Source organism: Bacillus sp. AP8, assembly GCF_000321185.1.
Lineage (GTDB): Bacteria > Bacillota > Bacilli > Bacillales > DSM-1321 > Bacillus_AD > Bacillus_AD massilioanorexius.
This window is the reverse complement of record NZ_CAPG01000038.1, coordinates 132,556-146,660: the sequence shown is the minus strand read 5'-3', so window position 1 is coordinate 146,660 and position 14,105 is coordinate 132,556. Positions and strand designations below refer to the sequence as shown.

Annotated in this window: 12 protein-coding genes; 8 read left to right on the top strand and 4 right to left on the bottom strand. The window is 33.8% G+C overall.

The window, feature by feature from the left end; translation table 11 throughout:
* The first annotated feature begins 37 nt into the window (after positions 1-37).
* The 3 genes from typA to BN349_RS11445 all read left to right on the top strand — a co-directional run bounded on the left by typA (position 38) and on the right by BN349_RS11445 (position 2,661).
* Positions 38-1,882, top strand: coding sequence for a translational GTPase TypA (gene typA, locus BN349_RS11455; protein WP_019242455.1), 1,845 nt, complete (start codon positions 38-40; stop codon positions 1,880-1,882).
* Between the two features lie 123 nt (positions 1,883-2,005).
* On the top strand, positions 2,006-2,326 hold the full coding sequence (locus tag BN349_RS11450) for a YlaH-like family protein (protein WP_019242454.1): 321 nt from the start codon (positions 2,006-2,008) through the stop codon (positions 2,324-2,326).
* Positions 2,327-2,376: 50 nt separating this feature from the next.
* Positions 2,377-2,661 carry a hypothetical protein gene (locus tag BN349_RS11445; RefSeq protein ID WP_019242453.1) on the top strand — a complete coding sequence of 95 codons (285 nt, stop codon included), beginning with the start codon at positions 2,377-2,379 and terminating at the stop codon, positions 2,659-2,661.
* 272 nt (positions 2,662-2,933) lie between these two features.
* Here BN349_RS11445 and BN349_RS11440 read toward each other — a convergent pair whose 3' ends face one another.
* Complete coding sequence (locus BN349_RS11440) at positions 2,934-3,134, bottom strand: YlaI family protein (protein ID WP_019242452.1); 201 nt, start codon at positions 3,132-3,134, stop codon at positions 2,934-2,936.
* Between the two features lie 128 nt (positions 3,135-3,262).
* Between BN349_RS11440 and BN349_RS11435 the strand changes: the two genes are divergently transcribed.
* Positions 3,263-3,718 (top strand): pyridoxamine 5'-phosphate oxidase family protein, encoded by a 456-nt coding sequence (locus BN349_RS11435; RefSeq protein WP_019242451.1) that lies wholly within the window; start codon positions 3,263-3,265, stop codon positions 3,716-3,718.
* 362 nt (positions 3,719-4,080) lie between these two features.
* Here the strand turns inward: BN349_RS11435 and BN349_RS11430 are convergent, their stop codons facing one another.
* The gene (locus BN349_RS11430) at positions 4,081-4,659 is read right to left on the bottom strand and encodes a YhcN/YlaJ family sporulation lipoprotein (protein WP_019242450.1); all 579 of its coding nucleotides are present in this window, start codon (positions 4,657-4,659) and stop codon (positions 4,081-4,083) included.
* 183 nt (positions 4,660-4,842) lie between these two features.
* On the opposite strand from BN349_RS11430, the gene BN349_RS11425 reads away from it, so the two are divergent.
* The gene (locus tag BN349_RS11425; RefSeq protein ID WP_019242449.1) at positions 4,843-6,174 is read left to right on the top strand and encodes a PhoH family protein; all 1,332 of its coding nucleotides are present in this window, start codon (positions 4,843-4,845) and stop codon (positions 6,172-6,174) included.
* A 110-nt stretch (positions 6,175-6,284) separates the two neighbouring features.
* Here the strand turns inward: BN349_RS11425 and BN349_RS11420 are convergent, their stop codons facing one another.
* On the bottom strand, positions 6,285-6,776 hold the full coding sequence (locus BN349_RS11420; protein WP_019242448.1) for a hypothetical protein: 492 nt from the start codon (positions 6,774-6,776) through the stop codon (positions 6,285-6,287).
* A gap of 181 nt (positions 6,777-6,957) precedes the next feature.
* Between BN349_RS11420 and BN349_RS11415 the strand changes: the two genes are divergently transcribed.
* The 3 genes from BN349_RS11415 to pyc all read left to right on the top strand — a co-directional run bounded on the left by BN349_RS11415 (position 6,958) and on the right by pyc (position 12,298).
* Positions 6,958-7,239, top strand: a complete 282-nt coding sequence (locus tag BN349_RS11415; protein ID WP_019242447.1) for a YlaN family protein — start codon at positions 6,958-6,960, stop codon at positions 7,237-7,239.
* Positions 7,240-7,572: 333 nt separating this feature from the next.
* The gene (locus BN349_RS11410; protein WP_019242446.1) at positions 7,573-8,787 is read left to right on the top strand and encodes an FtsW/RodA/SpoVE family cell cycle protein; all 1,215 of its coding nucleotides are present in this window, start codon (positions 7,573-7,575) and stop codon (positions 8,785-8,787) included.
* 49 nt (positions 8,788-8,836) lie between these two features.
* Complete coding sequence (pyc, locus tag BN349_RS11405; protein WP_034294143.1) at positions 8,837-12,298, top strand: pyruvate carboxylase; 3,462 nt, start codon at positions 8,837-8,839, stop codon at positions 12,296-12,298.
* A gap of 349 nt (positions 12,299-12,647) precedes the next feature.
* Here the strand turns inward: pyc and BN349_RS11400 are convergent, their stop codons facing one another.
* Entirely contained in the window at positions 12,648-13,592 is a 945-nt protein-coding gene (locus tag BN349_RS11400) for a COX15/CtaA family protein (RefSeq protein ID WP_019242444.1), read from the bottom strand.
* Between the last annotated feature and the right edge of the window lie 513 nt (positions 13,593-14,105).

Sequence of the window (14,105 nt, the reverse complement as noted above, 5' to 3'; positions counted from 1 at the left end):
ATATAAGTTAATCTTAAATTAGTAGGAGTGAAACTGCTTGGAACTTCGTAATGATATACGCAATATAGCGATAATAGCCCACGTTGACCATGGGAAAACAACGTTAGTAGACCAATTATTAAAACAGTCAGGAACTTTCCGTGAGAATGAGCACGTGGAAGAAAGAGCAATGGATTCAAATGATATCGAAAGAGAACGTGGAATTACCATTTTAGCTAAAAATACAGCTGTTCAATATAAAGGTACTAAGATCAATATTCTTGATACACCTGGCCATGCTGACTTTGGTGGAGAAGTAGAACGTATTATGAAAATGGTTGATGGTGTAGTACTAGTTGTTGATGCTTATGAAGGTTGTATGCCTCAAACTCGCTTCGTATTAAAAAAAGCTTTAGAACAAAAAATTACTCCAATCGTAGTTGTAAATAAAATTGACCGTGATGCAGCAAGACCAGAAGAAGTAGTTGATGAAGTAATCGACTTATTCATTGAGCTTGACGCTTCAGAAGATCAATTAGAATTCCCAGTTGTTTATGCTTCAGGTATTAATGGGACAGCATCTTTAAGCCCTAATCCAGCTGATCAAGAAGAGAACATGGAATCATTGTTCGAATCAATCGTTGAAAACATTCCTGCACCAATTGACAACCGTGAAGAACCGCTTCAATTCCAAATTGCCTTACTAGATTACAATGATTACGTAGGACGAATCGGAATTGGGCGTGTATTCCGTGGAACAATGAAAGTAGGACAACAAGTTGCATTGATGAAACTTGACGGTACAGTTAAACAATTCCGTGTAACGAAAATTTTTGGTTTCTCAGGTTTAAAACGTGTTGAAATCAATGAAGCGTACGCAGGTGATTTAGTAGCTGTATCTGGAATGGAAGACATCAACGTTGGTGAAACAGTTTGTCCTGCTGAACATCAAGAAGCACTACCAGTACTTCGTATTGATGAGCCAACACTACAAATGACATTCTTAGTAAATAATTCACCATTTGCAGGTCGTGAGGGTAAATGGGTAACAGCTCGTAAAATTGAAGAGCGTCTTCAATTACAATTACAAACAGACGTAAGTCTTCGTGTTGACCCTACAGATTCTCCGGATGCATGGATTATCTCAGGTCGTGGTGAGCTTCACTTATCAATTTTAATTGAGAACATGAGACGTGAAGGCTTTGAACTTCAAGTTTCTAAACCAGAAGTAATTGTACGTGAAATTGATGGTGTACGTTGTGAGCCTGTAGAGCGTGTACAAATCGATGTACCAGAAGAGCACACAGGTGCGATTATGGAATCCCTTGGAGCACGTAAAGGTGAAATGTTAGACATGGTGAATAACGGAAACGGACAAGTTCGCCTAGTCTTCTTAGTACCTGCTCGTGGATTAATCGGTTATTCAACTGAATTCTTAACGTTAACTCGTGGATTTGGTATCTTGAACCACACGTTTGATAGCTATCAACCAATGGCTTCTGGTCAAGTAGGTGGACGTCGTCAAGGTGTTCTTGTATCGATGGAAAACGGTAAAGCCACACAATATGGTATTATGGGTGTAGAAGATCGTGGTGTGATTTTTGTTGAGCCTGGTACTGAAGTTTATGAAGGTATGATTGTTGGAGAACACAACCGTGAAAATGACCTAACTGTAAACATAGTTAAAGCAAAACAAATGACTAACATGCGTTCGGCTAATAAAGACCAAACAACAACAATGAAGAAGGCTCGTATCATGTCTCTTGAAGAATCATTAGAATACTTGAACGATGACGAGTATTGTGAAGTAACTCCGGAAAGTATTCGTCTTCGTAAGAAGATTCTTGATAAAGGCGAACGTGAAAGAGTAGCTAAAAAGAAAAAATACGCTGAAACAAATTAAATAGATTTTTCGAACTATGCATGTACGTTAACATGCATAGTTTTTTTATTAAATTTTAATTTTAGAAATATAGTGTATAATTAGAAAAGATTACTAATTATAGAAAAATAGGGGGATTAGGGGATGGGTGTAGATGTTTCAGAACGTTTGTCATTTTTTGCCTCATTATTTGAAGTGGATAAGAATCCTGAATCCGGTATGCTATATTTGTATTTTGTTGTTTTTGTTTTATCGGCTGTTGTTTATAAGCTAGGCTTTGCAAAGAAGCTCTCGTTACTAAAAAATATTGTTATTTATGTCTGCCTTGCTTTAGGATGTACAATATTAACTTTTTTTGCTGCATTTCTTCCTATGGCTGAAGGTTTATGTATTACGGCTTTATTTTTAGCGATTTATCGATTTCGTCTACACTTGCATAGAAAAGCTGAAAAAACGACGAGTTGATAAAAGAAGATTTGTTGTTCTCATATCCATTATTTAAGGAGGATTAAGCTTTGAAGTCACTTCAAGATGCAATTTATAATTGGTTATCCATCAAAATTGTTAGTGAAGCAAGGCCAAATGATACAGCAGCAATGGAAACGGAAGAAATGTTTCGAGCTATTGTAGAGAAAGATCATCATGCTACGATTACTTCTATTGAGAAAAAAGATGAATTGTATCTCGTTACATATGAGAAAGAAGGACAAGAATCTTCGTATCGATACCCTGAAGAACTAATTAACTGTATGCTAGATAGCATTAATGAACATCCAGAAAGATATAAAAATTATAACTAAAGGTTGTTTTTTTAGAGAGAAATGAGAACAGAAAGGTCGATTGGAGTATAAGGTTCGAGACTCCTGACCTGGCACAGAGGGATAGCTGATCTCACATGGTCTATGGGCGGCCGAGGAGGCAGGTCATTTGCCACGCAGAAAGCGAGCATTTAACTCAGCTTAATCATATTTGAGAGTGGTTAAAATATTGTAGGTAAAAGAGAGTACCTGTGAAAAAATAGGTACTCTCTTTATGTTTGAAAGGAAATTATATTACTAATTGTCGTTTTGAATTACCAATCTTTTTCTTTATTTTCGGGTTTTAAAAATTTAAAGTTACCTGTCGCTAATCTTTCGTTTGTACGAGCTTCAATTCTGTCATGGCATTTTTGACACATGAACGTATGTATAGGACGATTTCTTAATTTTTTAGCAGTTGGAGAATCATCGTGTAGTATTTCTATACTTTCACAAATTACACATTTAACTTTCATAATGCACCTCTAGCTTATTTTCTAAAATTAAGTATACCATGTTTAAAGTAGAAGTAATATTTGAAAGTAGTCTTTTATTTGCATATACTTACATTATAAGATCTATTGTTCAGAAAGGATAATGTCTAATGGCAAATATTGTCGAGAAAAAATTAATACAACCTCTGTTTGAAGCGTTGCAAAAGGAACGATATTTATTATTAACGACCATAGATCCTAATACAGGCGCACCGAATGTGAATGCAATATCCTGGGCAATCGCAAAAGATCCGTCAACCTTGTTATTTTCTCTTACAAGTCGTTCAAAATTGGTAGAAAATATCCGTCAAGTTAACCATGTTGTTATAACGTTAATTACCAATGAATCAACCTATGCAATTAGTGGAGAAGCACATATTATTACTGAGAAGCTGGAAGATATCTCTCTTGATTTAACATTAATTGAAATGCGTATTAATGAAGTGAGGGATGTTATGTTTTATGGTTCCAAGATAAGTGTTGAACCTCAAATTGAGAAAACATATGATAACCAAGCGGCTGATATATTAGATGAAAAAGTGTTAGAAGCTATGAGAAAAGTTTAGTCTTCTCGACTAAGCTTCTGAATTGTTGACAAAAGGTATGGAGAGGATTTCCTTTCCATACCTTTTGTCATTTTTATCTGTTGTTAATAATTAAAAATAACAGAATGTTTAGAAGTCGAATCTTACTAAATAATGAAAAGCTCATTCATTTCACGGCCATGGATCGTCATTTTAAACAAATAGTAGGATTTCGTTTGCATATTCAGTTGGTTGCTGAAAGCGGTAACTTTTACGGGAAAAAGTGGACATCTGGAACCTGAAATTATCGTAAAATGGCCATACCTACGGAAAATCGTCTTAACGTGGAAAAGGCAGTATACAAACTCAAAGCTTTTGGAGTTTGTATACTGCCTGAAGTTTTCTTATTGTGTATTTTTGTTTGTTTGATTTTGCTGTTTTTGTTCTATATTCTTTTCTTCTTGATTTGACGGTGGATTTTGATTGGTTTTATCGGAATCGGGAACTGATGGAATAATTCTTGAGGCAATCTCAGATAATTCGTTCAAGATTCCAGATATAGGCTTGCCAGCTTGAATATCATTAGCCACGTCTCTTAGTCGTGCTTTAACATCTGGATCAGCAACAATTAAAGCATTTTTACCGTAAGGCTCGTTTTGGAAGCTTTCTGATACTGTATATTTGATGGATCCAATCTGAGTTCGGTCAAGATTTTCATCCACATCTATTGCAACGATAGCATAATTTCCTAAAACAACAGCTTGAGCATTTTTTACATTTGGAACTTCTTTTGCAAGCTGTTCTAATCTAGTTGCCGCTTTTTTGCCTTCTTCTGTCGTTAAGTTGTTATTTGATCTGTTTTCAACCTGATTATTCTGGTTATTGGCGTTATTATCCGTGTTATTGTCTGTGTTCTTATCATGCATTTGACATCCGCCAGCAATCAGAAGCAACGTAAGAAACATTAATCTAAATTTTGGCATACATCGCTCACCCCTTTAAAAAGTTTTTTTACTCACTCTTATTTTGCTGAACTCATTCTAAGTTTATTCTTTTGGACATATATTTTTAGCAATACTTATATGGCATTCATATAATGTTACTACAAAAATTAGTAAGTAATTTAAGTGGTATCATTTGACTATTTTCCGGCAGGAGGCATTATATTGAACAAAATATATGTGTTAGATACGAACGTCTTATTGCAGGATCCTTTTTCGATTTTTTCGTTTGAAGAGAATGAGGTGGTAATACCAGCCGTGGTGTTGGAGGAAGTGGATTCAAAAAAACGGAATTTAGATGAAGTCGGGAGGAATGCAAGGCAAGTATCAAAGATTATTGACAATTTACGTCAATCCGGAAAACTACATGAAAAAATTAAACTATACAATGGAGGAACATTACGAATTGAATTAAATCATAAATCTTTTTTACAATTACAAGAAATATTTGTTGAGAAAACGAATGATAATAGAATTTTAGCTGTTGCGAAAAATATATTATTGGAAGAACAATCAAAAGAAACTGGTGGTAAAAAAGTAATCCTAGTCAGTAAGGATACGTTAGTAAGAGTAAAGGCTGATGCACTTGGGTTAATAGCAGAGGATTTCTTAAATGATCGTGTAGTAGAAATGGATCATATTTATAGTGGCTACTTAGAAATATATATTTCTAAAGAAGCGATAACCAAATATTATGAAAAAGGAGAGTTATTATTAGCAGATATTGTGAATCATCCTTGTTATCCCAATCAATTTTTACTTATGAAAGATTCCTTAGGAGGAAGTGCATCAGCGTTAGGAATTGTGGATCAAGAAGGAAAAAAAGTAAAACGACTTGTTTTTGATCAGGAGCGAGTTTGGGGAATTAAAGCACGTAATGTACAGCAAACGATGGCTATGGAATTATTACTTCGTGATGATATACCTTTAGTGACGATGATTGGAAAGGCTGGTACAGGAAAAACTCTATTAGCTTTAGCTACTTCATTAATGCAAACAGAAGATTTAGGACGATATCAAAAATTACTAGTAGCACGACCAATCGTACCTGTAGGGAAAGACCTTGGATATCTTCCAGGAGAAAAAGAAGAAAAACTAAGACCGTGGATGCAGCCTATTTATGATAATTTAGAGTATTTGTTTAATACGAAGAAACCGGGGGAACTAGACGCGATACTTTCAGGAATTCATTCAATTGAAGTGGAGGCATTAACCTATATTCGAGGTAGAAGTATTCCAGAACAATTTATGATTATTGATGAAGCACAGAATTTAACGAAACATGAAGTGAAAACAATTCTAACAAGGATGGGAGAAAGAAGTAAAATAGTTCTAATGGGCGACCCAGAACAAATTGATCATCCTTATTTAGATGAGTATAATAACGGACTTACTTATGTCGTGGAAAAATTTAAAGATCAAAGTATAAGTGGACATATTAAGTTGATCAAGGGAGAAAGATCGATGCTTGCTCAGCTGGCAGCTCATATTTTGTGAATGAATATTATGAAGTAGTGAATTATATTATTGATAAGCAAATATAGGAAGGAAAAGTAGATTGAAAACTAGGGTGTCTTATCATTCCTTGTTTAGACACCCTAATCATATTACTTAACTAAAAAGGCTTGAACGTGAGTGATTTTTTGCTTCTGGTTTTTACCGTAATATACGTGAATGGGTCCATCTTCTTTTAAAGCTTTTCCTTGATTTGAAAAGCATAAAACAAAATTCATAGCATCTTTTATTGGAAAAGCTATTTCTTCATTAGTAGTTTGGACAATGACTTCAGTTGCTGTTTCATTTGGTTCACTATTTTTTAAAAAGTGATGAAAGTGGATAGCGTATGTTTCGGTTCTCATTTCCTCACGTATAAATTTCTTCTTTGGTGGATTTTTGGGTGGTGCCTCGTTACCTTCGATTATTTCTTTATCCCAATGCTTAGAAACAGCTTTGGTATATTCTTCGATATGGTCATTCTCTAATAAATCACCTTCGAAAAAGTCATTTAATTTTATTTTTCGATCATCTAAAATCCATACACCTGGATCTAATGTGATTGAATATTTTACATTACCCTTAATTGGTACGATATTTTCCATGACTATCCCTCATTTTCTTTTATATGTTCAATTTAAGTATATAGAAGAAAGAAAGCTATGAGAAATGTAATGCAGTATATTTTTTCCTGCGTATCTTTATTTCCTTGCATTTTTATGATAGAAAGGTTAGAATTTATAGATAGATTAGTTAGTTAATCGCTCTGAAACGGGGGATTTTTGAATGACGTCAGAAACACTTATTGATCATCGCGAAAGAGCATTTGCTTTATTGCAAGCTGATGCAGATAAAATATTGAAGTTGATTAAAGTACAGATGGATAATCTTACAATGCCTCAATGTCCACTTTATGAAGAAGTTTTAGATACCCAAATGTATGGTCTTTCACGAGAAATTGATTTTGCTGTTCGATTAGGATTAGTGGAAGAGCATGCAGGTAAGGCACTTCTTGAGAAACTTGAGAGGGAGTTATCGGCTTTACACGAAGCTTCCATGAAAAAATAATATTTCAAAGAAACTCAAACAATTTTATACGTTGTTTGAGTTTTTTTGAACAGTTTTAGGATAGATGATAAAAATTTACATATGAAAAATTATCAAACAGCTCGAATTAAATGTATACATAGAAGAGAATTTATTTTAATGTGAAAGATATAATTAATAGTTTTTTTGAAAGATACGATTATTTCGGTTGTATCAGTTACTATTATGAATTCAATTAAGGTGGTAATAAATAAATGAATAAATAAATGTTGTATAATATTTAGTTTAATGTGTTATACTTTATTTAGTTTTTTCGCTTTATTTGTTATCATTAATAGATAAGGACGATTAAATATGTTTAAAAAAATTGTGAAATCTTATGACTTTAGCTTAATAGCTATCATTATTTTGTTGAGTCTATTTGGTCTAGTCATGATTTATAGTGCTAGTATTGTAGTAGGACCTCAAAAGTTTGAGGTTGCTCCTGATTTTTTTTATGAAAAGCAGAAGACCCATCTAATATTAGGGTTTGTTTTATTTGCGATATTCGCGATATTGCCGTATAAACTGTATAAACATAAGTATGTTCTTATGACAATCTTTTTTGGATCAATCGCAGTTCTATTTCTAATAGATATTGTTGGCCATGAAGCGAATAATGCCCAAAGTTGGTTAGTTATTGGTGGAGCTAAATTTCAGCCATCTGAATTTATCAAGTTAGGCATGATTATTTATCTTTCAGCAATTTATTCAAAAAAGCAAAGTTACATAAATGATTTCAATGCAGGGGTTTTACCACCAATCATTTTTTTGGTTTTTATTTGCGGGTTGGTCTTTTTTCAACCTGACTTTGGTACAGCGTTGATTATTTTTATGATTGGTGCAACGATTATTATTTCTTCAGGAATGAGCTTTAAAAGTATTATGAAACTAGTAAGTATATTATTAGTTATTGCATTAATTGTTACTCCTATTCTATTATTTAAAAAAGACAAGATTTTTACAGATCAAAGAATGGGACGAATATACAGTTATATTGATCCTTTTAAATATGAAGAAAAAGAAGGCTACCAATTAGTAAATTCCTATATAGCTATTGGCTCTGGAGGATTAAGTGGAAGTGGTCTAGGTAATAGTATTCAAAAATATGGATACTTGCCAGAACCTCATACCGACTTTATTATGGCTATCGTTTCGGAAGAGCTAGGGGCTAAAGGAGTTCTCTTTGTTATCTTTTCATTAAGTTTCATAGTATTGAAAGGGTATCGTATTGCTGCCAAATGTAGGGATGCTTTTGGAAGTTTACTTGTTATTGGTATTTCTAGTATGATTGGTATACAATCTTTTATAAATCTAGGCGGATTAACAGGAATTATCCCTATTACAGGTGTTCCATTGCCATTTGTGAGCTATGGTGGGTCTTCAATTCTACTATTAGCTATTTCTATGGGTGTTTTAGTGAATGTTTCAATGTTCACAAGATATGAAAACACGTATAAATTGAAAAAAGAAGCCATTATTCCACAAGAAAATGCTAGTTTTCAGAGAAAATACTTCTCTTTAAAATAGGTACAATTAGAAATTCTATCTTAGAACTTCTATAGCAAAAATATTTATTATGAAAAAGTGGGTGTTGAGATTGGAAAAACGTATTAAAAAAGTACTTGCTGCCAATCGTGGTGAAATTGCGATTCGAATTTTTAGAGCTTGTACAGAATTAGACATTCGAACTGTCGCTATTTATTCGAAGGAAGATTCCGGTTCTTATCACCGATTTAAAGCTGATGAAGCGTATCTAGTAGGAGAGGGAAAGAAACCTATTGATGCTTATTTAGATATTGAAGGCATAATTGAAATTGCAAAAAATGCCGATGTAGACGCTATTCATCCTGGCTATGGTTTTCTATCGGAAAATATTCAGTTTGCAAGAAGATGTGAAGAAGAAGGAATTATCTTTATTGGACCAGAGTCTAAACATTTAGATATGTTTGGTGACAAAGTAAAAGCACGTACGCAAGCTGAGCTAGCTGGCATACCGGTTATTCCAGGTAGTGATGGTCCTGTATCAAGTCTAGAAGAAGTTGAAGCATTTGGATTGGAACATGGTTATCCAATCATTATTAAAGCTTCTTTAGGCGGCGGTGGACGTGGTATGCGTATCGTTCATAATAAAGAAGAAGTAAAAGAATCTTATGATCGTGCGAAGTCTGAAGCAAAAGCGGCATTTGGAAATGATGAAGTGTATGTAGAGAAATTCGTCCAAAATCCTAAACATATAGAAGTTCAAATTCTTGGAGATAAACAAGGTAATATCGTCCATTTATATGAAAGAGATTGCTCAGTACAAAGACGTCATCAAAAAGTTGTAGAAATTGCACCTTCTGTTTCTTTAACTGAAGAGTTAAGACATGAAATTTGTAACGCTGCAGTTAAATTAATGAAAAACGTGAGCTATGTCAATGCAGGTACAGTTGAATTTCTTGTAGCAGGAGATCGTTTTTATTTTATAGAAGTAAATCCTCGAGTACAGGTTGAACACACTGTAACAGAAATGATTACAGGAATAGATATTGTACAGTCTCAAATTTTAATCGCTGAAGAGTATAGCTTACATAGTCAAAAGGTTGGTATTCCTCAACAACAAGACATACCTCTATTTGGTTTTGCTATTCAATCACGTATTACAACAGAAGATCCTTTGAATAATTTTATGCCTGATACAGGTAGAATCATGGCTTATCGCTCTGCGAGTGGCTTTGGTGTTCGACTTGATGCGGGGAATGCATTCCAAGGTTCTGTCATTACTCCTTATTATGATTCTTTATTAGTAAAGGTATCTACTTGGGCGCTAACTTTTGAACAAGCTTGTCATAAAATGAGCCGAAACTTAAAAGAGTTTCGTATTCGTGGAATTAAGACAAATATTCCTTTTTTAGAAAATGTTATTAAACATGAGAAATTTGTTACAGGGAAAGTAGATACTTCATTTATTGATCAAAGTCCAGAATTGTTTATTTTTCCAACTCAAAAGGACAGAGGAACAAAAATGCTGTCTTACATTGGGAATGTAACAGTTAATGGCTTCCCTGGAATCGAGAAAATGAAAAAACCAGTATTTGATAAACCACGTAGCATTATTCTTCCATCAGATAGTGAGTTCCCATCTGGTACAAAGCAAATATTAGAGAATCAAGGTGCTGATGGACTAGTTAAATGGATTAAAGAGCAAAAAGAAGTATTAATTACCGATACAACGTTCCGAGATGCTCACCAATCTTTATTGGCTACTCGTGTTAGAACAGCAGATTTGGCTCATATTGCGGAACCAACAGCTAAGTTGCTTCCAAACCTATTTTCTTCTGAAATGTGGGGCGGAGCTACATTTGATGTTGCGTATCGATTCTTAAAAGAAGATCCTTGGGCTAGATTGAAAGAATTACGTGAAAAAATGCCGAATATTTTATTACAAATGTTAATTCGTGGTTCAAATGCAGTAGGATATAAAAACTACCCTGATAACGTATTAAGAGAATTTGTTGAGTTATCTGCTCAAGAGGGAATAGATGTCTTCCGAATTTTCGATAGCTTGAACTGGATTAAAGGTATGGAAGTAACAATTGACGCTGTAAGACAAACAGGTAAAATCGCTGAAGCAGCTATTTGTTATACAGGCGATATTGATGATCCGACAAGAACGAAGTTTACTTTGGATTATTATAAAGATTTAGCAAGAGAATTAGAAAATCAAGGTGCACATATTCTAGCTATTAAAGATATGGCGGGATTACTAAAACCTAATGCAGCCTATAGACTAATTTCAGAACTGAAAAGTACGGTTGATATACCTATTCATTTGCATTCACATGATACAAGTGGAAATGGTATCTTAATGTATAGTAAAGCAATTGAAGCGGGTGTTGATATTGTTGATACAGCTTTAAGTGCTGTAGCTGGAATGACTTCACAGCCAAGTATGAACTCTCTATACTATGCACTTGAAGGTGAAGATCGTAAACCTAAGCTTGACATAAATGCTTTAGAACAGCTTTCTTACTATTGGGAGGATGTTCGTAAGTATTATCAAGAGTTTGAAGCTGGGATGAAATCTCCACATACAGAAGTGTACAAACATGAGATGCCTGGTGGCCAATATAGTAATCTTCAACAACAAGCAAAAGCTGTTGGTCTTGGCGAACGCTGGGATGAAGTAAAAGATATGTACAGAAGAGTTAACTTGATGTTTGGTGATATTGTTAAGGTAACACCATCATCAAAAGTTGTCGGTGACATGGCTCTATTCATGGTTCAAAATAATTTAGACGAAGAATTAGTGTTAACAAAAGGAGAAACATTAGATTTCCCTGACTCAGTTGTAGAGCTATTTGAAGGTATGCTTGGTCAGACTCCTGGAGGTTTCCCTAAAGAGCTACAACAAGTTATTCTTAAAGGAAAAGAAGCAATCACAGTTAGACCAGGTGAATTATTACCTGCTGTTGATTTTGAAAAATTAGAAGAAGAATTAGTAAATGAAGTGAAACAACCTGTTACTCGTTTAGATGTCATTGCATATGCGCTCTATCCTAAAGTATTCTTAGAATATGTGAAAACAGTTGAACGATTTGGTAATGTATGTACACTTGATACTCCTACTTTCTTGTACGGAATGCGTAGAGGAGAGTCTATTGAAGTAGAAATAGAAAGAGGAAAAACATTAATTGTTAAACTTGTTTCGATTGGACATGCACATCCTGATGGTACAAGAACAGTTGTTTTTGAACTAAACGGTCAACAGCGTGAAGTAAACATAAAGGATGAAAGCATTACATCAACAGTTGCTACAAAAGCAAAAGCAGATACATCCAATACTAATCACATTGGTGCGACTATGCCAGGTACAGTCATTAAAGTTCTAGTTGAAAAAGGGGAAAAAGTAAAGAAAGGTGACCATTTGATCATTACAGAAGCAATGAAAATGGAAACAACCGTTCAAGCTCCTTATACTGGAATTATTAAAGATATTTTTGTAGCAAATGGTGAATCTATCTTAACTGGTGATTTACTAATTGAAATGGAAAAATAATAGAATACTAATTTAAGGGGCTATCTGAAGAGTGAGTTAATATCACTTTTCAGAGGCCCTTAAACTTTATAGTATCAACGTTTTTTAGGGATTTGTTTTGTATAAGTAGATACTTACTTTCTAAAAAAGCTGATGTTATCTTCTTTGTCCTGTGCATCACTTTATTTTACTATTTGACCAGAGATAAGAAAGAGCATGAAAACGCAAAACATGAACAAAGATGTCAATCACATTTTTTCTGTTTAGACATCCTCTGCTCATAGAGTAATAGAAAAGCGGCTATAAATATGTAATCTTTACATATTTATGGCCGCTTTTTATAATATTTTCGTGAAACAATATGATTTATTTAAAGCTGTTTGGTATTTGTAGGAGGCGTATTAACATAAAAGGCGTTTCGTTTACTTCGACTAGCTAATAGTAATAAGTAACTTAATACTCCGAACAAGCAGGACACAAATAATGCATGAGCTAATGCTACGAAAAGATTTAATCTCGTTATTATGATCATACCGCCGGAAATCACTTGGAGTGTAACAAGAAAAAAAGCTACCAACCAGCCATAATAAACAACTTTCTGATGGCTATAATGCTTTACAGCTATGTATGTTGTATAGGCAATCCAAATAAATGCGAGTCCTGCTAAAGCTCTATGGCCCATTTGCACCCATTCATAAAGGTTATTAGGTAAAAAGAATTCATTATTTCTACAAAGTGGCCAATCAGGACAAACCAAGCTTGCTTTTGTATGCCTTACAAGGGCCCCAGAGTAAACAACAAAATATACATATAAAATTAATCCGACAGTATGAAAGGTCATTCTTTGATCAATCACTAGCTTTTCTGCTTCGAATTTTTTATCAACTTCGAAAATTAATAGTGTTAAAAGAAGCACCGCTGCAAATGAAATTAGAGAGATACCAAAATGTAAGGCTAAAACAAAATCAGATTGGCCCCATTTAACAGCCGCAGCACCTATTAAGCCTTGGATAACTAAAAATGAAAAAGAGAGTATGGAAAGAAATTTCGTTTCTCGAATATGTCCAATGCTTTTCCAACTCCAATATGATAAAACTAAGACCATTATTCCTACGGTTGCTGAAACGATTCTGTGAGATAATTCGATGATCAACTCGGGAGTTATCTCAGAAGGGATAATTTCTCCTTCACAAAGAGGCCAGGAGTTTCCACAACCCATTCCAGAATCTGTTTTAGTAACTAAAGCTCCACCGATTAATATAAATAGCATTCCAATTGTAGTAAAGACTGCAAACCATTTTAATCCTTGATGCACAGAAATTTCACCTTCTTAATTTTTAGAAAATATTAATGAATGATCTAAAAAAGGAATAATAAATGTTATTAGTATAAAAATTCCATCTTATTCCTTCATTACTATCATAAATAAAATAGGAAGCTGTTTCAAATACAATTTTATATTTTATGGAATTATTGGAAAAATATTTAATATAATATCGTTGGTGAGTTAAAGATTTCGATATTAGAAAAATAGATATTTTGGTTTAGTACTGTAGAAATAGTAGAAATGTGAGCTGTTTTTTATGCTCGCTCAGAAAAAAGGAAAGTTGAAAAGAGAAAAAGGAATGTGCGTTATTCTAATGAAAAATGACGATTGATTGTAAAAATACCAGCAGACACAAATTATTCAGAAATTATACAAAAAAAATTCACAAAAAACACAGAAAATATGTTTTAATAGAATGTGAATAGTAATATTTTACATTTAAAGATAAATTTAGGTCATAAAACAAACCTGGATGATGGTTAATTACCCTAGTTGGTATAC